At 41.5% G+C, this 19,702-nt stretch carries 16 protein-coding genes and 1 pseudogene; 2 read left to right on the top strand and 15 right to left on the bottom strand.

The window, feature by feature from the left end; translation table 11 throughout:
• Positions 1 to 3 precede the first annotated feature (3 nt).
• The 7 genes from EL076_RS02585 to EL076_RS02550 all read right to left on the bottom strand — a co-directional run bounded on the left by EL076_RS02585 (position 4) and on the right by EL076_RS02550 (position 5,757).
• Entirely contained in the window at positions 4 to 573 is a 570-nt protein-coding gene (locus EL076_RS02585) for a GNAT family N-acetyltransferase (protein ID WP_003097739.1), read from the bottom strand.
• Entirely contained in the window at positions 551 to 1,138 is a 588-nt protein-coding gene (locus EL076_RS02580) for a flavin reductase family protein (protein WP_037621554.1), read from the bottom strand. The genes EL076_RS02585 and EL076_RS02580 overlap by 23 nt, the downstream gene beginning before the upstream one ends.
• Before the next feature lie 444 nt (positions 1,139 to 1,582).
• A complete protein-coding gene (locus EL076_RS02570; protein WP_117646925.1) occupies positions 1,583 to 1,786 on the bottom strand; it encodes a hypothetical protein in 204 nt (67 codons plus the stop codon).
• A 133-nt stretch (positions 1,787 to 1,919) separates the two neighbouring features.
• On the bottom strand, positions 1,920 to 2,537 hold the full coding sequence (locus EL076_RS02565; protein ID WP_117646926.1) for a PepSY domain-containing protein: 618 nt from the start codon (positions 2,535 to 2,537) through the stop codon (positions 1,920 to 1,922).
• A 112-nt stretch (positions 2,538 to 2,649) separates the two neighbouring features.
• Positions 2,650 to 3,534, bottom strand: a complete 885-nt coding sequence (gene rarD / locus EL076_RS02560; protein WP_003097742.1) for an EamA family transporter RarD — start codon at positions 3,532 to 3,534, stop codon at positions 2,650 to 2,652.
• Positions 3,527 to 4,387, bottom strand: a complete 861-nt coding sequence (gene thrB, locus EL076_RS02555; RefSeq protein WP_126429116.1) for a homoserine kinase — start codon at positions 4,385 to 4,387, stop codon at positions 3,527 to 3,529. Before thrB ends, rarD begins: the two co-directional genes overlap by 8 nt.
• Before the next feature lie 83 nt (positions 4,388 to 4,470).
• Positions 4,471 to 5,757, bottom strand: a complete 1,287-nt coding sequence (locus EL076_RS02550; RefSeq protein WP_126429114.1) for a homoserine dehydrogenase — start codon at positions 5,755 to 5,757, stop codon at positions 4,471 to 4,473.
• Between the two features lie 151 nt (positions 5,758 to 5,908).
• Here EL076_RS02550 and EL076_RS02545 point away from each other — a divergent pair, with 151 nt between their 5' ends.
• Positions 5,909 to 6,787 (top strand): polysaccharide deacetylase family protein, encoded by an 879-nt coding sequence (locus EL076_RS02545; RefSeq protein ID WP_117646930.1) that lies wholly within the window; start codon positions 5,909 to 5,911, stop codon positions 6,785 to 6,787.
• 39 nt (positions 6,788 to 6,826) lie between these two features.
• Here the strand turns inward: EL076_RS02545 and EL076_RS02540 are convergent, their stop codons facing one another.
• The 6 genes from EL076_RS02540 to EL076_RS02515 all read right to left on the bottom strand — a co-directional run bounded on the left by EL076_RS02540 (position 6,827) and on the right by EL076_RS02515 (position 13,067).
• Positions 6,827 to 7,957 (bottom strand): acetylornithine transaminase, encoded by a 1,131-nt coding sequence (locus tag EL076_RS02540; RefSeq protein ID WP_126429112.1) that lies wholly within the window; start codon positions 7,955 to 7,957, stop codon positions 6,827 to 6,829.
• 3 nt (positions 7,958 to 7,960) lie between these two features.
• Complete coding sequence (gene argB, locus EL076_RS02535) at positions 7,961 to 8,698, bottom strand: acetylglutamate kinase (protein WP_064520077.1); 738 nt, start codon at positions 8,696 to 8,698, stop codon at positions 7,961 to 7,963.
• A 26-nt stretch (positions 8,699 to 8,724) separates the two neighbouring features.
• On the bottom strand, positions 8,725 to 9,918 hold the full coding sequence (gene argJ / locus EL076_RS02530; RefSeq protein ID WP_117646932.1) for a bifunctional ornithine acetyltransferase/N-acetylglutamate synthase: 1,194 nt from the start codon (positions 9,916 to 9,918) through the stop codon (positions 8,725 to 8,727).
• A gap of 28 nt (positions 9,919 to 9,946) precedes the next feature.
• The gene (argC, locus tag EL076_RS02525; RefSeq protein ID WP_064520073.1) at positions 9,947 to 10,969 is read right to left on the bottom strand and encodes an N-acetyl-gamma-glutamyl-phosphate reductase; all 1,023 of its coding nucleotides are present in this window, start codon (positions 10,967 to 10,969) and stop codon (positions 9,947 to 9,949) included.
• Positions 10,970 to 11,093: 124 nt separating this feature from the next.
• The gene (locus EL076_RS02520) at positions 11,094 to 12,275 is read right to left on the bottom strand and encodes a pyridoxal phosphate-dependent aminotransferase (protein WP_064520071.1); all 1,182 of its coding nucleotides are present in this window, start codon (positions 12,273 to 12,275) and stop codon (positions 11,094 to 11,096) included.
• Between the two features lie 9 nt (positions 12,276 to 12,284).
• On the bottom strand, positions 12,285 to 13,067 hold the full coding sequence (locus tag EL076_RS02515) for a carbon-nitrogen family hydrolase (RefSeq protein WP_126429110.1): 783 nt from the start codon (positions 13,065 to 13,067) through the stop codon (positions 12,285 to 12,287).
• Positions 13,068 to 13,284: 217 nt separating this feature from the next.
• On the opposite strand from EL076_RS02515, the pseudogene EL076_RS02510 reads away from it, so the two are divergent.
• A pseudogene (locus EL076_RS02510) lies at positions 13,285 to 14,534 on the top strand (ISL3 family transposase).
• An 85-nt stretch (positions 14,535 to 14,619) separates the two neighbouring features.
• Here the strand turns inward: EL076_RS02510 and ldcB are convergent.
• Both ldcB and EL076_RS02500 read right to left on the bottom strand, forming a co-directional pair.
• Positions 14,620 to 18,732, bottom strand: a complete 4,113-nt coding sequence (gene ldcB, locus EL076_RS02505) for an LD-carboxypeptidase LdcB/DacB (protein WP_126429108.1) — start codon at positions 18,730 to 18,732, stop codon at positions 14,620 to 14,622.
• Positions 18,733 to 18,999: 267 nt separating this feature from the next.
• Positions 19,000 to 19,653 (bottom strand): DUF6287 domain-containing protein, encoded by a 654-nt coding sequence (locus tag EL076_RS02500; protein ID WP_003095378.1) that lies wholly within the window; start codon positions 19,651 to 19,653, stop codon positions 19,000 to 19,002.
• Positions 19,654 to 19,702 lie beyond the last annotated feature (49 nt).

Genomic DNA, 19,702 nt, shown 5'->3' with positions numbered 1-19,702 from the left:
TTTTTAATGTTGGTCTTGTACTTCCCATTCACTCTTCAGCAATCCATATATCAGACTGTCACAACGGTTGCCTTGCACATCTTTGCGGTCTCGGATACGAGCTTCAAGGGTAAAACCAAGTTTCTCAGCGACACGTTGACTTTGGACATTGTAGCCAAAACAAATCAGTTCAATCTTGTGAAGGCCTAAATCCTTAAAACCTAAGTCAATTAAAGCACGCGCCGCTTCTGGGACATAGCCGCAGCCCCAATAGTCTGGATGCAAGGTATAGCCAATCTCCAGTACATCGTCTTCGTGGCGATGGTTGAAATCAACAGATCCGATAACTTTATCAGTCCCTTTGACCACAATACCGTAGCCAGCTGGGAGATTGTCCTTTTGATTACACTCAGGAAGGATATACTCTAGGTAATAAATCTCATCTTCCAAGGTCTTGACGGGTGGAAAGCCAGCTGGATAAGAAACCTCTGGCAGACTAGCGTAGGCATAGATATCCTCAGCATCTGCCACTGTACGGACTCGTAAAACAAGACGCTCCGTCTCGATTCGATCAGGTAATACCGTTCTTGTCATCCTTCTTCCTCGCTTTCTTGATGAAGCTTCCCATGGGGTCGACTCGGTCATCTAGATATCGATAGACACGCTTATGACCATCACCCATAAAGTAAGTCGGTGCAAAGCAGTCATTTTTAAAATGTCCCCTGTCATCCAACAAATCAGATTCAACCAAACGGTCCAGGATTTTAGCAAAGATATGACAGATACCATCTTCCTCAATAATTCTGTCGACCTTACAATCCAGAACGACTGGGCAGGCATCCAAGATAGGTGCTTGTGTCAATTTAGAAGATTGGAAATCTAAGCCGAGTTTAGCAATTTTTTCACGGTGACTAATAAATCCAGCCTGCTCCATTTCTAGCATAAAACTTTCATTAGGAATATTCACAGTGAACTTCTGATAATGTTTAATCTGGTCTGCCGCATTTTCCTCGCTACCTACCCCGATGACAAGCCAATCTCCTAAACTGTAGGAAGAGCTACAGGTCGTCACATTATAACCGTAGGTCTGATCCTGATAACCCAAGATAAAAATAGGAAAACCATAATACAATTTACTAGTCTCAAAAGATTGCTTCATGTCACCCTCCTTTGATAGCAATGTAGACCTCGCTTTCGCTCCGACTGCATCAATATCTTTAAATTCACCTGCGACCTTCGGTCTTGGTTCTTTAAAAGCTATAGAAAATCCCTGCCATAAACATGACAGGGACGAATATGTATCCGCGGTACCACCCAGTTTTGAGTGGCAACCACTCACAGCTTTCTTGATTCAATTTGACCATCAGCAACCAGCATTGACATTTGTGCGGATTTCTCAGTACCACCGCTTCCTGTGACAAATGAGCTTCAAAGCACCTCTGAATAGTCTTATTCTATCACATTTTTAATCTCAAGACAAATGAAATTGTGGGGACCTGAATTTGCAAATAAGGTTAGACTTCCGATTTTACCTTGAAAGATGGATCCAATCCCTCATTTTATTCTCATTAGAAAAGCCCTGTCTGTCGACAAGGATCTCATCTTATTTTTCTTCCTTAGCTCTTTCTTCTTCTAGCCATTGTTCATAACTTTCAAGTAGATTTATAGCCATTTGGGTTGCCAAAGCAACTGAAAAGGCTTCCGTACCTTCAGTTGTTTCATTTTGGACTTCCAATTTACTTTCTTCGTAAATGGCTTTGAGAGCCGTATTGCTAAGCGTATCTTTAAATGCTTGGAATTCTTTCATGGTCAAAACCTCCTTGATTCTACGGTACTCTCTAAAACCACTGTTACCGTTTTCACTTTAAGTTTACACCATTTCAGAGAAATTGCAAGGTTTCTCCTTAATAAATAAGGAGAACTTTCCCACTATCTACGACCTATTGCGCAGCTGCAGTAGCTCCTGTGAGATACTCTGTCGTATAGGCTACAATAGCTCCTGAATCAGCATTTACCGCGTATTTATAACGTAAACCACTAGCAGCATAATCAAAACTGATATTGTAGACTTTACCGTCTCCTTCGGTCTTCAACTCCGTTTTCAAGTTTGTCACAGATCCTTCAGTTAAGCCAGCATGGTTAAGAGCTGTTGTTTGTGCAGTTTCCTTGGACACCGCTGTCTCGTCCTTACTTTCGCTAGCTTGAGTCTCGTCTTTAGACTCTTCACCTTTTTGAGCATCGGCCTCATCTTTAGACATTGGATGGTCACTCTTACGTTTCAAAATAGACCCTGACAGACCGTCAATCGTATACTCAAAACGATTGTCTGACGTTGTGAAACTAATCTCATAACTTCCATGGAATCCAGAACGTGATTTTGAGACTGTTGATTGAGATATCTCAGAAGTTTTGACACCTGCATTTTTGTAAGCAATGTCTGCAGCATCTTGTTCTGACAAGCGATAACCTGAGCCATTAAAAACAAACAAGGCTGCAGCGATGGCAACTGGGATAGCGAGCAGAATCAGATAGCCCACTAGTTTTTTTATTTTTCGCATAAAATTCTCCGCTACTTTAATCTGATACTACTATTATATCTTAAAGTTCTAAAATTGTCAGAAAAACTTGGTCCGTTTTTAGGATGATGTCATAAAAAGTCCCTGACAGATATCAAGAACTCTTACGAAGATTTAAAATTTGGCCAGTTACAAAGACTAGGATGGCTACCCAGATAAAGAGGAAACCTTTCAATTCTCCAAAGCTAACCGTCTCACCAAAAATGAGAATGGCTACGAGCAGTTGAATCGTAGGGTTGAGGTACTGGATAAACCCGATAAGGTTAAGCGGTGCCCTTTTGACTGCTTCTGAGAAGCAAAGCAAGGGAACAGCCGTCACTATACCTGAGATGGCTAGGAGAAACATTTCCATGCTCGAATAGGAAGAAAATGCTTCTGGAGAAAAGAAAACGAGATAGATAGCTACAAAAGGTAGTAGCAAGCCACTTTCTACTAGCATGGCTACGTCACTGGAGAGCCTAACCCCTTTTTTGATTAGACCATAGAAACCAAAGCTCAGAGCTAACCCCAATGAAACCATGGGAAGTTTTCCTGTATTGGCCACAAGAACCAGTACTCCTATGAAGGCCAATACTACTGCTGCCCACATACTTCTGCTCAATGATTCACGGAGAAAAACAAGAGCAAATAAGATAGACACAATGGGCATAATGTAATAGCCCAAACTGGCTTGTGTCGCTTGACCATGACCTACAGCATAGATATAAATCAACCAATTAGCTGCTATGAGAAAGCTGGCAAGCAGCATGCGAAGCAAGGCCTTCTTATCCTGCCAAAGTCCCACAAGTTCCCCTTTAAAACGTGTAGTTTGATTAGCTATTAGCGCGTAAACCAGCATGGTCACTACAGTAAAGACAATCCGCCATGAAAAGGTGTTATAGGCTGAAACACCTGCTAAAAGCTTCCAAAAAAGGGATAAAAATCCCCATTGAATATAGCTTGCAAGTCCAAAGAGCAACCCTTGATTCTTTCTAGTCAACGATAACACCTGCTTTGTCTACAGATAGGATGAAGGTTTCACCGTCTAATCCAAGACCATCGATAGCCGTTTTAAGAGCCTCAGACTGATCATGTGGTGTTAAGGTCATAACTGTTGGACCAGCACCTGAGAGATAGGTTGCATAGGCACCGTATTGACCTGACAATTCCTTAATGGTCGCAAATTCCTTGACCAATTTTTGGCGGTAGCGTTCGTGGAACATGTCTCCTTGGATAGCACGTCCCGCCTTGACCAAATCCCCTGCAAAAAGAGCTGCAATGGCAACGTTGGCAATAGATGATGCAGCCACAGCATCTTTGTAAGATAGGTCACTTGGAAGAACTCCACGTGAATCAGACGTCTTAAGCTCATAGCTCGGAATGAAGGCGACAAAAGCACACTCTGGAAACTCTGTAACGATGCTATTAACATGTTCATCCACATAAGAGGCTACAACGAGATTCCCAAAGATAGCTGGGGCAACATTGTCCGGGTGACCTTCAATCTTGGTTGCAATATCAAGTTTATCGTCATCTGAGAGCTTAAGGTCTGCCAATTGATTGGATAACTCAATCCCTGCGACAATAACTGAGCTAGAAGAACCAAGCCCACGCGCCAAGGGAATATCTGATGTCATAACCAGTTTATGGGGTTGCAAATCAGACTTAACTTGCAAAGCTGTTGAAATAAGTAGGTTATTTTCATCTGAAGGAATATCTCCCAAATCATGTTCGATATGCCATGCATCTGCTGGTTCAAGCACCTCGATTGTCAAATATTTAGAAACGGCAACACCCACAGAGTCAAAACCTGGACCAATATTGGCAGATGTTGCTGGAACAGTAATTTTCATAATAACACACCAAAAGGAGGAAAGCCATTAGTGACTTTTCTCCTTGAATACCTTTCTTATACGCACCAGTATGGGCTTATCAATTAGTTAGACAAAACTTTCAATGTGTTGACAACAGTGAAGTCTTCCGCTGCTTCAAGTTTTTCAGTAACAGCTTTGAGTTGTGTCTTAGACATAGCATGTGTAATCACAACGATACGAGCTGTTGTGCCATTTGCTTTTTGTTGCAAAACTTGCTCAAATGAAATATCTTCTGAGTTGAAAATTTCAGACAAGTGAAGGATTTTACCTTTTTCGTCTGGCGTATCAAGGGCAAAGTAGTAATTACTCTTAACGTCCGCTGGATTAGCCAATGGCAAGTCACGACGGAACTCATTGAATGGTTTACCAACATTGCCATCTGCAAGACGACGAGCAATACGGATAATGTCTGCCAAAACAGATGTTGCTGTTGGTTTTTGACCAGCACCTGGACCGTAATACATAGATTCACCGATACCGATAGACTCAACAAAGACTGCATTCATAACATCGTTGACGCTAGCAAGCGGGTGATTTTTTGGCAAGAATGTTGGCGATACTTCTGCTGAGATACCTGATTCTACTTCACGCACATCACCAACCAATTTGATAACATAACCCAATTCTTGAGCAACAGCCACATCATCTGTAGAGATGTTAGTAATCCCTTTGTGAGAAACGTCGTCAAAATCAATTGTAGCACCAAAACCAAATTGACTAAGGATAACGGCTTTATAAGCTGCATCAATCCCTTCAACGTCGTTGGTTGGATCACTTTCAGCATAACCAAGTTCTTGAGCAGTCTTGAGGGCGTCCTCATACGACCAACCTTCATCAACCATCTTAGTCATCATAAAGTTAGATGTACCGTTAAGCACACCAAGGATACGAGTCACCTTGTCAGATGTCAAAGAGTTAGCCAAAGTACGCAAAATTGGAATACCACCAGCAACAGCAGCTTCATAGTAGAAAGCCACACCCTTATCTTGAGCAAGAGCAATCAACTCTTTTCCATGAGTAGCAATCAAATCCTTATTGGCAGAGACAACGTTTTTTCCTGCTTCAAGTGCTTTTGTGATGAAGGTACGAGCTGGCTCGATACGACCCATCAATTCGACAACGATTTGAATCTCGTCATCGTTAAGGATTTCATCAACATTTGTGACAAAATTATAGTCGTTTCCAGCAGCGATAAGACGATTTTTTTCCTCGTCATCTTTGACCAAAACCTTCGCAATTTCGAGTTGGTCACGTGAGGCTTCAAGAACCTTTTCACCATTTTCCTTCAAAAGGAAAGGAATACCGCTAGCTACTGTACCAAAGCCAAGCAATCCAATTTTAATAGACATTTACGATTTCTCCTTAAAAACATACATTTTTTTAATTGTACCATATTTCTGCCATTTAAGGAGACAAGTATTCTTTTTTTACTGAAAATTCTGTGCAATTCCACCTTAATTTTGTTAAAATAATAGTTAGACCTATTTGAAAGGGGATACAATGACTTCTCAAGCTCAAAAATCAAACAAACCTAAACGAAAGAAGATGAATCTTCTTCTACTTGTCATCAATCTAGTGCTTCTGGGTATCCTGGCTGTTTTTATGTTAAACCGTCCGAACCAGTCGAAAAGCAACCAACAACAATCTCAGACCAGTCAGTCTAAGACGGCAGCTAAGTGGAAAACCTATGACGAGCCTGTCCAAATCCCTATCCTCATGTACCATGCTGTTCACGTTATGGATCCATCTGAGGCCTCTAACGCCAACCTGATTGTTGCTCCGGACAATTTTGAAGCACAAATCAAGGCCATGGTAGATGCGGGTTACTATTTCCTAACTCCCGAAGAAGCCTACAAAGCCTTCACTGAAAACGCCCTACCTGCTAAGAAGGTTGTCTGGCTGACCTTTGACGATGGTAACGAAGATTTCTATACTATTGCCTATCCTATTCTCAAAAAATACAAGGCTAAGGCAACCAATAATATTATCACTGGCTTTGTTAAGAAGGGAAATGCCGGAAATCTTACCGTCAAGCAGATGAAAGAAATGATGGCACACGGCATGAGCTTCCAGTCTCATACGGTTAACCACCCTGATTTATCAGCCACTGACAAGGCGACACAAAAGGTTGAATTAACGGATTCTATCGACTTCCTTGAAAATAAACTCAATACAAAGGTCAATACCATTGCTTACCCATCAGGTCGCTACAATCAAACGACACTGGACCTAGCTAAGAAAACATACAAGTTAGGACTAACAACCAACGAAGGTCTAGCCAGTGCCAAGGATGGTCTCCTCTCACTTAATCGTGTCCGTATTCTGCCAACAACAACAGCTAAAGGACTTCTAAGCGAGATTACTACTGACAATAAGTAAAAGAAATCACTTGACTGTAAATCAAGTGATTTTTATTGTCTAGTCAAATATTTCTGATAGGGTAGCCACCCCTTTTTCGATTTCAGCATCACTTAGAATGATTGGAGGCAGAAGACGGATAACGTTTGTCCCTGCAGTTAAGACAATCAATCCCTTATCTCTGGCTGCTTGGACCAATTCTCCTAGATTGCCAGTGGTCTCAATTCCAATCATGTAGCCCAAGCCACGCACAGTAGTCACTGTCTCTTTATCAGACAAGACCTCTTGCAATTTTGCTTGTAGCTTGTTCCCATTTTCAAGGGCAGTATCCAGAAAAGCTGGAGCCAACATAACTTCAAGCGTAGCCTTGGCCGCCGCCATGGCCAGTTTATTTCCTCCAAAGGTAGAGCCGTGACTTCCGTAAGAAAAAGCCTCTCCAAGAGATGACTTGGCAAGCATGGCACCAACTGGCACACCGTTTGCCAAGCCCTTGGCCAGAGTAAAGATATCTGGTTCAATATCATAGTGCTCATAAGCAAAGAGTTTGCCAGTACGACCAATTCCTGTCTGAACCTCATCTACAATGAGGTAAATACCTGTCTCTTTACAAAAATCAGACAAAGCCTTAACGAAGTCTTTATTCGCAGGTTGCACGCCTGATTCCCCTTGAACCAACTCCAGCATAATAGCCGCAGTTCCTTCACTGGCTAGGGATTTGACACTGTCTATGTCATTGAAAATAGCATAGCTAAAGTGGGGCACACCTTCACCGAAACCTTGTTTGATTTTATCCTGACCAGTGGCAGACATGGATCCAAAGGTTCGACCATGGAAGGAATTTTGGAAGGTAATGATTTCTTGTTTACCCGATGCCTTACGGGCGATTTTTATAGCAGCCTCATTGGCCTCTGCACCACTGTTACAAAAAAAGGCTAGATAATCCTTGTCTCCAATTAAAAGGTCAGCAACATCTTCTTGCAACTGATTGTAATAGAGATTGGGCTGGTGCAAAATCTTGCCCACCTGCTCTGTCAAAGCCTGATTGACAGAGGGATGATAGCCCAGATTGGTTACCCCGATACCTGATGAAAAATCCAAGTAGGTCTTGCCAGTTGTATCTGTCAAATAATTGCCCTGTGCCGAAGTAAAATCAATCGCTGCCCGCTTATAATTTGAAAATAGTTTTGTCATCTCTTACTCCTTGATTATGGTACCGTCTGTCAGGTTATCACCAATAACGACCTGCTCGACACCGGCTTGAACTGTCTGAACAGCACTTTGAATTTTAGGAATCATGCCTCCAGTTATCACACCTGAATCTATTTTTTTCTGAACATCTACAATATTCAAATGATTCAAAACCCGTCCATTCTCTAAAATACCCTTGACATCCGTCATGAGGATAAGTTTTTTGGCCCCCAGACTAATAGCGACCGCCCTTGCAAGATAATCGGCGTTGATGTTGAGTAAATCACCTTGCTCACTGTAACCCAAGCTAGGAATCAAGGGAATCTTACCTTGAGCAAGGAGTGCTACTAGGGTCTGATTGGTGATGTTTTTGACTTCACCCACAAAGCCATAAACCTCTTGGTTCAAAAAATCAGCATGAACAAGGTCTGACAGCTCATCTACAAGCTGATAGGCTGGCAAACCTGCAGTTGTCAACTCACCTGCTAAGTTTTTCCCAACTATGTCAACTAAGGCTTCTTTGATCAAGGCCATATCTGACTGACCCGTCACACGAAGACCATTAACCTTGTGAATTGGAATATGATGTACCTCCATTAGCTGATTAATAGCGAAACCGCCCCCATGGACGATAACAATTTTTTGACCAGCCTGCTGCCATTCGGACAGTTTAGCCAATATCTCAGGAGTTAGCTGCTTACTGGCTACTCCACCAATCTTGATTACAATATATTCAGTAGTCATCAGTTAACTCCTTTGTCATAGATAACTTAAGTATGGTAGAGGGCATTAATCTTAACGTAATCGTAGGAAAGATCACACCCCCATGCGGTTCCTTTTTCATGTCCAGCATGAAGATCTACCGTAATGGTGACTTCATCGACATGCATGACGTCTTTCATTTCCTCATCATCAAAGGCAACAGGACTAGAAGATAGCATAACTGGCAGTCCGCCAATCATAATATCAACATTATCCACAGGCACATCCACTCCAGCATAGCCAACAGCAGCTAAAATACGTCCCCAATTAGGATCTTCACCAAAGATAGCTGTTTTAACTAAGCTTGAACCGACAACAGATTTGGCCATCATACGTGCATCAAGGGCATTAGGGGCATTGACCACATCAACTTGGATGAGTTTATTGGCACCTTCACCATCCTTGGCAATTTTCTTAGCTAACTCTTGCATCACGAAATTCAACATTTTTGAAAATTTATCAAATTCTAGTGTATCTGGCAGAATCTCTTCATTGAGCGTGCAACCATTTGACATGACAAGAACCATATCATTGGTCGAAGTATCCCCATCAACTGTAATCTGATTAAAGGTCTTTTCCACATTTTGACTCAAGGCCAATTGAAGGGTATCACTAGAAATATTGGCATCACAAGTAATAAATCCAAGCATGGTCGCCATATTAGGGTGAATCATGCCTGAACCCTTAGCGACACCAGACATAGTAACCACATCACGTCCAAAGGTCTCCGTCACAGCAATAGTCTTAGTCGCTGTATCCGTCGTCAAAATCGCTTTGGCAAAATCATCAGCATTACCATTAACCACCAACTTGGAAAGACCATTTTTCAAGGTATCCAATGGGAGCAACTCTCCGATAATCCCTGTAGAAGCTACACCAACCAAATCTGGTTCAACACCTAGCTTTTCAGCAGTCCACTCCTGCATAGTGTAAGCATCCTCCAAACCTTGAGTCCCTGTACAAGAATTGGCTACACCTGAGTTAACAACGATAGCCTTCATTTTTCCAGCCTTTTTAACTGAGGTCTTGGTCACAATTAGAGGAGCTGCAATAACCTTATTGGTTGTGTAAACACCTGCAACACTGGCTGGTTTTTCAGAGACAATCCAACCAAAATCCATTTTTCTCTTTTTAAATCCTGCATGTAGCCCATCTGCTGAGAATCCCAGTGGACTAGCAATCGTTCCATCGATGACTTTCATATTTTTTCTCCTAACTCTATGCTTACATCTACAAGTATGACGGTGTCATAAGCAAACCTTCCGTCTCATCCCACCCCTGCATGAGGTTGAGATTTTGCACTGCCTGTCCAGCAGCTCCTTTAAGCAGATTATCAATGACTGAAATGACTGTCAGAACATTGGTTTTTTCATTATAGGCAAATCCAATATCTGTAAAATTCGATCCGATAACGTTGTGCAGTTCTGGCAAGCTGTCTTGAACACGCACAAAAGGTTTATCATCGTATGCTTTTGCAAAGGCTGAAGCGACATCAGAGATATCTACGTCCTTCTTCAACTTACAATAAACCGTAGCCATGATTCCGCGATTAACTGGTAACAGCGACGTTGAAAACTGAATCTCAGGCATTTCCGGATTAAAGGTCTGCAAGGTTTGAACAATTTCAGGAATATGCTGATGATGATTGAGTTTATAAGTCACGTAATTATCGTGAACATTGACAAAATGACTAGACTCACTCAAAGCCTTACCCGCACCAGTTAAACCAGACTTGGCATCCACAATGACACTATCCGTCTCAATCAGACCAGTAGCGACCAAAGGAAGCAAGGCCAACTCCGTCGCTGTTGCATAACATCCAGGATTGGCAATAAATTTCTTATCCTTCACATCTGTATATTCTGATAATGCGTATGTAAATTTATTCAAAACACTCTGCTTAGCAGGTGATTTTTTATACCATTCTTGATAAACACCTGCTGGCAAGCGATGATCGCCAGACAAATCAATAATAGGAAAATCAGCCAGAACAAATTCCTCTGCTAGCGAACTAGCGACTCCTGAAGGTGTAGCAAAGAAAACCAAATCCGCCTTTTGCATAATCTTTTCCGCATTGTAAGCTTCAATTTCTAAATCACAAACACCTGTCAAATAGGGATACACATCAGACAATCGTCGGCCCACTTCCTTGGTTGCGTGAATAGAAACAAGTTCCACTTTTTTATGATTATTCAAAATTTTAACTAACTCTAAACCACTATAACCAGTGATACCAACGATTGAAACTTTCATTTATGTACTCCTTTTGAATAAATATGTAATCAGTTTATTGCATTTTTATTCATTTGTCAAGAAAAATGTAATTAATATAAAAAACAAGCAGTCTTTTTCAACTACTTGTTTTCATGATCACTATCTAGTTATTAAATAAATGCAAGTTGGCAATACGATCAACCGCTTCGACCAGACGCTCTGGCTCTACCAAAAGCCCAATACGAACATAAGCATCACCCGCAGGACCAAATCCTTTACCTGGTGCAACAGCAACATGGGCCTTCTCAAGCAAAAGATCTGCAAAACTCTCACTGGTATAGCCCTCAGGTACAGGCATCCAAGCATAGAAGGAACCTTTAGATGGAAAGGCCTGCCAGCCAATCTTAGCAGCTGATTGCGTAAAAGCATCTCGACGGCTATCATAAACCGCATTTAGTTGGGCCACTGCCTCCTCAGATTTAGGATCTAAGAGGGCTGCAATCCCAGCCTCCTGCAAAGCGGGAAAAATTCCCACAAAAAGATGGTCTTGAATCAGATTCAAGGCTTCAATCATCCGAGCATTTCCAGCTGCAAAGGCTAAACGCCAACCAGCCATATTAAAAGTTTTCGAGAAAGTATAGAACTCAATCCCCACATCTTTAGCACCAGGCGTTGATAAAAAGCTAGGATTCTCATATCCCCTATAACCCAAAGCTCCATAGGCTAAATCACTCACCACTCCTACTTCGTAGGTCTTAGCCCAAGCAACTAACTTTTCATAAAAAGCCTTAGTCGCCACAGCCCCCGTAGGATTATTCGGATAATTGATATAGATAAACTTAGCCCGGCGAGCTGTCTCCTCAGGAATGGCATCTAGATCTGGTAAGAAATCATTTTTAGCCGTCAAAAGAAAGGTCTCATAGGCTACACGTCCTAGGCTCACTCCTGATAAATAATCTGGATAACCTGGGTCAGGCAAGAGCAGGAGGTCGCCAGGATTCATCAAAGCTAGAGGCAATTCCACTAGTCCAATTTTAGCTCCACCCATGACACAAATCTCACGCTCCGCGTCCAAATTGACCCCATAATGTTTTTCGTAAAAACTAGCAGCTGCTTCCTTAAAAGGACGATTGCCTCGAAACTGTGAATACTTATGGCTAGCAGGATTTTTCGCTGAAAAACATAGCGACTCAACAATATGGTCATAGGTCGGTTGGTCGGGATTGCCCTGACCGAGATTGATCACATCTGCTCCTTCCGCTACCTTAGCATTAACTTTAGCAACCAAACCTGCAAAAAACTGTTCTGGCAATGCCTTCAATAAATCCGATTCTTCAAATAACATAAACGCTCCTTAATGATACAAGTCCGTGCGACGATCCTCAAAAACAGGAATCTGACCTCGAACCTTATCTACCTCTTCAAGATTAATATCGGCCGTAAAAATGCCTTCCTCATGTTCCTTGGATTGTAAGACCACATTTCCAAGTGGATCTATAACCATAGAATGTCCTGAAAAGACATCGTCTGGTCCTGTTCCGACACGATTAACAGCAACTACAAAAGCTTGATTTTCAACCGCACGCGCCTTTAACAAAATCTCCCATTGCTTCACACGAGGTTCTGGCCACTGCGCTACCACAAAAAGTACCTTGGCCCCTTGTGCCATCTGCGTTCGCACCCATTCAGGAAAACGTATATCATAGCAAATGACACTAGCAGCTATCACACCATCAAACTCAAAAACAGACTCATCCGACCCAGCAGACATGTACTGGTCCTCTGCCATAAGACCAAAGAGATGGACCTTGCTGTAGCTATTGATTAGGTCCCCAGACTTATTGTAGACGTAGGTCGTGTTGTAGAATTTGCCATCCTTCCCAATAGCAACGGACCCTCCAATAATAGCCACAGCATGTTTCCTCGCAAAATGAGACAAGAGTTCTTGAGAGTCCAAACCATCCTTATCTGCAAGCCCATCCAGTTCATCTAAAGCATAGCCTGTATTCCACATTTCAGGAAGTACAATGACATCAGGATTGTCATCAAGCGCCCTTTCCAACATCTCTTTCACGTGCTTTTTATTTTCCACAGGCTGTCCGTGAGCAACATCCATCTGTACCAATGCGATTTTCATAGTAACCTCGATTCTATATTAACCATTATAGCACTCCAAAAGACGTCACAAAAATTGAAAAATCCAATCTCATGATAAAGAAAGCCTATCAAAAAGGCTCTATAATTTCTGTAGTGGGTAAAACCACTGTAGAGATTATAGAGCTTTTTTAAGTGTACACAAAAAGTCCCATAAGAACTATAATGAAAAGCAACCAAACCATCATTAGGAAGAACTTATGAGACTTATTAAGAATACCACAGAATTAATCGGAATTAAAGACCAAAATATCATTATTTCACTTGTTTTTGAAACTGACACTCATATAGAGATTCAAGCAAAACTCGATTACCCTGCACCATCATGTCCTCACTGCCATGGAAAGATGATCAAATATGACTTTCAAAAAAACTCTAAAATCCCTCTTCTCGAGCAAGCTGGAACTCCAACTCTACTACATCTGAAAAAACGTCGTTTCCAGTGTAAAAGTTGTAGGAGAGTAACGGTGGCTGAGACATCTATCGTTGAGAAAAACTGCCAAATCTCTAATCTGGTCCGACAAAAGGTTACACAACTCCTAACTGAGAAGGTGTCATTAACTGATATTGCCAGAAGACTTCGTGTGTCGACGTCCACTGTCTATCGTAAGCTTGACCAGTTCACTTTCAAGAAACATTATGACAAACTTCCAGCTGTTATGTCCTGGGATGAGTTTGGGTTCAAGAAAGGGAAATTGGCTTTTGTGGCGCAGAATTATGAGACAAACGAACTCATAACCATCCTTGATAATCGCCGCCAAACCACTATACGAAACTACTTTTTAAAGTATCCATTAAAAGCTCGCCAACAGGTGCAGTTTATCACGATGGATATGTCTGGGGCTTATATTCCACTAGCCAAAAAACTTTTCCCAAACGCTAAAATCGTTCTTGATCGTTTCCACATTATCCAGCACCTTGGTAGAGCATTTTTAAAGACTAGAATTGCAACCATGAACCAGTTCGATAAGAAGTCACTACCCTATCGAGCCTTGAAAAATCATTGGCGACTTTTCCAAAAGGACAGCTGTAAGTTATCTCTCAACTCTTTCTATTCAAAGACTTTCCGCCAAACTTTAGCACCACATGAAGTCGTTGCGAAGACACTAGGCTTTTCAAAAGAGCTTACTGACTACTATACACTTTATCAGCTTTTGCTTTTTCACTTTCAGGAGAAGAGAGTAGATGAGTTCTTTGAGCTGATAGAGGAAAATAGAAGCAAAGTCAATCACTATTTTCAAACGGTCTTTAGAACTTTTCTTAGACACAAACAATACATCCAAAATGCACTAGAAACAGACTATTCAAACGCAAAACTGGAAGCTACCAACAAGTTGATTAAAGACATCAAACGGTTGGGATTCGGTTTTAGAAACTTCATCAACTTTAAGAAACGTGTCTTCATCACTCTGAACATAAAAAAAGAGAAGACCTATCAGGTCCTCTCTAGATGTTAGCTTTTCGTCACCCACTACAGTTGACAAAGAGCCATCAAAAAAGGCTGGACACATTGTCCAACCTGATTCATGACTTCATTAAGCAATATCAACATAACGACGAGCACCACTTGCTGTTACGTATGAAAGCCATTGACGGCCATCAGCTGTCAGAACCTTATCGTAGTTGACACTCATACCTTTGTCATAGTAGGCCAATTCTGGGCTTGAAACCTTGGCTTCCGCCTTGATTGACGCACGACCTGTGAAAGTATAACGACCTGACTCTGGGAGACTTGGTTTAGCAACTGGTTTGACTTCTGGTTTAGCTGTGGCAATGTCAACATAACGACGAGCACCACTTGCTGCTACGTATGAAATCCATTGACGGCCATCAGCTGTCAGAACCTTATCGTAGTTGACACTCATACCTTTGTCATAGTAGGCCAATTCTGGGCTTGAAACCTTGGCTTCCGCCTTGATTGACGCACGACCTATGAAGGTATAACGGCCTGACTCTGGGAGACTTGGTTTATCCGCTGGTTTAGCAACTGGTTTGACTTCTGGCTTAGCCTCTGCTTTAGCTGCGGCAATGTCAACATAACGACGAGCACCACTTGCTGCTACGTATGAAAGCCATTGACGGCCATCAGCTGTCAGAACCTTATCATAGTTAACACTCATACCTTTGTCATAGTAGGCCAATTCTGGGCTTGAAACCTTGGCTTCCGCCTTGATTGACGCACGACCTGTAAAGCTATAAGTTCCTGTCGCTGGAAGATTGATGGCACCTGTAGTGGCTGGTTTGCTTTCAGCAGGTTTGTTGCTAGTAGCATAATCGCCACCTTGGATACCGAAGTATTCTTCCAAACTCAAGCCTGAATCGTGAATATCTTTAGCTTCTTTACCCACATAGCGGATGTGCCATGCTTCTGGCATGTAGCCAGTTGAAGCTTCTTTACCTGCTTGGAAACGAACGATAAAGCCATAGTTATGTGCATTGTCTTTAAGCCATTGGCTAGCACGTGAATCTTCAAGCAAATTACCAGATTTATCGGTCAAATCAAAGACTAATCCAGTTTGGTGTTCGCTATATCCAGGACGAGCTGAGTAACGGTCCGCAGCTGCCTGACCATCACGGCTAACATAGTTGTCGTAAAGAGTCTTTTGATAGTTATAAGAACGGAAACCACTGTATGAACGTCCAACATTCAAACCTTGGTTAATCATATCGTCACGAAGGCGAACAAAGGCTGCCTTAGCTGTAGGATTTTCACCTGGGTTATAGTCCTTAGAAAGACCATGTTTCTTATTGACAATGATAATATCATCGTATTTACCATGAACACTATAGTAAGAACCGTTATTTGTCAATTTCCCTGTAACTTTAGTTTCAGTAGATTCAGGCACTGTAGCTTTGGTTTCTGTAATATAAGTTCTCTTACCATTTAACATATAGTAAAGATGCACAGAATAGGTACCAGCATCACCCTTATGGCTAGCTGTGTCTACATGAACCTTGTAACTTCCGTCTGATTGTTTGTCAGCATGATACCAAGTGAGATCATCTTGACCATTCTTATCTGACCAAATTGGAACACGCACTTCTTGGACTGTCTTGCCACCGCCTGAAACATTGGTTACGACTACATCAAAGCCATTAGACGTTTGATTGCTGATGGTCAATTTCCCTGTTACTTGAGATTCAGGGACTGTAGCTTTAGTTTCTGTGATATAGGTTCTATTACCATTCAACATATAGTAAAGATGCACAGAATAGGTACCAGCATCACCCTTATGGCTAGCTGTGTCTACATGAACCTTGTAACTTCCGTCTGATTGTTTGTCAGCATGATACCAAGCAAGGTCATCTTGGCCATTCTTATCTGACCAGATTGGAACACGCACTTCTTTGACTTCCTTGCCACCACCTGAAACATTGGTTACGACTACATCAAAGCCATTAGACGTTTGATTGTTGATAGTCAATTTCCCTGTTACTTGAGATTCAGGGACTGTAGCTTTAGTTTCTGTGATATAGGTTCTATTACCATTCAACATATAGTAAAGATGCACAGAATAGGTACCAGCGTCGCCCTTATGGCTAGCTGTGTCTACATGAACCTTGTAGCTTCCATCTGACTGTTTATCAGCATGATACCAAGTGAGATCATCTTGACCATTCTTATCTGACCAAATTGGAACACGCACTTCTTGGACTGTCTTGCCACCGCCTGAAACATTGGTTACGACTACATCAAAGCCATTAGACGTTTGATTGCTGATGGTCAATTTCCCTGTAACTTTAGTTTCAGTAGATTCAGGCACTGTAGCTTTGGTTTCTGTAATATAAGTTCTCTTACCATTTAACATATAGTAAAGATGTACAGAATAGGTACCAGCATCGCCCTTATGGCTGGCTGTATCGACATGAACCTTGTAGCTTCCATCTGATTGTTTGTCGGCATGATACCATGTAAGGTCATCTTGGCCATTCTTATCTGACCAGATTGGAACACGCACTTCTTGAACTTCTTTGCCACCGCCTGAAACATTGGTAACGACTACATCAAAGCCATTAGACGTTTGATTGTTGATGGTCAATTTCCCTGTAACTTTAGTTTCAGTAGATTCAGGCACTGTAGCTTTGGTTTCTGTAATATAAGTTCTCTTACCATTTAACATATAGTAAAGATGTACAGAATAGGTACCAGCATCGCCCTTATGGCTGGCTGTATCGACATGAACCTTGTAGCTTCCATCTGATTGTTTGTCGGCATGATACCATGTAAGGTCATCTTGGCCATTCTTATCTGACCAGATTGGAACACGCACTTCTTGAACTTCTTTGCCACCGCCTGAAACATTGGTAACGACTACATCAAAGCCATTAGACGTTTGATTGTTGATAGTAAGGTTACCAGAAACACGGTTTTCTTGTGGCTGAGAGCCAGTAGTTTTCAAGGTAGCAATATCCACATAACGACGTGTACCACTATAACTAATGTAAGAAATCCATTGGTGGTTATCCGCAGTCAAGACCTTGTCATAGTTCACTTTGTAGCCTTTTTCCAAGGTATAAAGCGTTTCTGCAGAAGCCTTAGGTTCATTTTTAACATTCAAGCTACGTGTCACATTATAAGTACCACTTGCTGGGAGCTTTTCAGCACCAGTAGTTTCTGATTTTGCTTGATTAGTCTCTGTTGGTTTAACAGTTGGTGTTTCAGCTTTGGCAGGTGTCAAAGTCGCAATATCTGCATAGTAGCGAACATAGTCATAACCAAGGTAAGAAATCCATTGGTGATTATCAGCTGTCAAAACTTTATCATAGATGACATGGTCACCCTTACCGAAAACAAAAGTGGGTTTGAGGTCTGCTTTTGGTTCTTTCTTAATATCTGTGTTACGTGTAAAGTAGAAAGTTCCTGTCGCTGGGATATCCAGAGCACCTGTTGTAGCTTGAGCGCCATTAGAAGGTTTACCATCCCCATTACCACTATTACCGTTACCACTACCAGCTGCCACTGGTTTCACTGGCGCATAACGACGCACACCAGAGTATGATTTGTAGCTAATCCATTGGTAGCCATCAGCTGTCACAACTTGATCGTAAAAGACGCTATCCCCTGGATTTACATAAAATTCAGCCTTGGCAGACACCTTGGGTTGATTCTTGATCTCTGTACGTTCCTTGTAGACATAAGTTCCTTGGCTTGGAAGATCGCTTGCTGTAGTTGTATCCGGTTGGCTCACCAAACTAGTATTGACAGCTGCTCTCATTAAGGCAGATACATCAAAGTTAGTGGCTGTTTCAGATGAAGTATTTGTACCACTTGCTGCTTCTAAGCTGGCAACTGTTGATTCAGATGTTTTATCTGCTGCCTGTGAGATACCAGCACTCACTTCACTTGTAGCCTCGCTAGTAGCAGTTTCACTAGTGGTTTGGCTAATTGTTGAGACTTGGCTAACTTTCTCACTTGACACTACCCCATCTGTTGCTACACCACTGAAAATATCAGCTGCTATCACAGCATCACTATCTAAAGTCGCACGCAAAGTGGCATCTGAGGTTGTTGCTACTTCGTGGTGTTCGTCAGCCAAAGCTTGGCCCGCAAAGACCAAACTAGCTCCTAAAAGAACTGACGCAGCCCCAAATGAATATTTACGAATGGAAAAACGTTGTTGTTCGTGTAAAAATTTTTCTCGTTTCATATCAATTATCCTCTTTATCGAATTGATGTTACAGATTGATTGTAACACTAAGCGACAAATGTTACAAGTATTTTACAAAATGTTACTAAATATTTCTCACTTGTCCACTAGTATACCAAATTTTTTGACTTGTTCCCACTTAAATCATAAACGATCCGATTTTCGTCATAATCGAAAAAATGACCAACATATACTTACATTTTCGTTGTTTTTCCAATAAAAGCAAAAGTAAAAAGATTACTAAATAAATAGCAATCTTTTTTCATGTCAATTACGATAAAATGGATAATTTTCTGCATCATCACTTTGACCAATAACAAGATGGTCTAAATCACCATTACCAGTTCCAGGAATAGCCCAAAAAGCTGCGCTATCACCATCAGAAGCAATTGTTCCTGAAAAATTTCCATTATTTAAACGTCCAGAATAGAGATGATAAGTATAACCACGCCCATTTTGTACTGTACCATCTGGTGAAATTGTGACAAATTCTCCTCGAGAGTTGGTCCAAGTACCAGCGATTGAACTAAAGTCACCTGAACTTAGTTGCTTCCCATTAATCGATGAAGAAGCCTGTGTTTCTTCTCCTGTTTTTTCTTTTGTAGTCTCAGAAACTCCTCCTGAAGATAAGACTGTTTCATCAGTGTCTTTAGTTGCAGAGTCTTTGGCAACAGAAGACCCACTAACCGCAATGGTTGCATCTTCTGTGTCTTCATTTTTTACATGCGGGTTTGAATTTTTCTTATCGCTCTTAGTAGATTTACTTGAGCTTGAAGATGACTTCTTAACCGTTTTGACTGGACTGCTACTTGTGCTAACACGAGCTGATTCATGGCTGTTGAATTTAGTCACCAAAAAGACAGCAAGGATAACTACGATAAGAGCTAATACTAAACCAATAATTTTACTTGTAATTTTCATGAGTGATGTTCCTTTTCTGATAATTTACTCGATTATTATAACACAAAAA

The organism is Streptococcus vestibularis (genome assembly GCF_900636445.1).
Taxonomy (GTDB): domain Bacteria; phylum Bacillota; class Bacilli; order Lactobacillales; family Streptococcaceae; genus Streptococcus; species Streptococcus vestibularis.
Note: the sequence above shows the minus strand (reverse complement) of the source record. Positions and strands in the feature narration are given on the sequence as shown.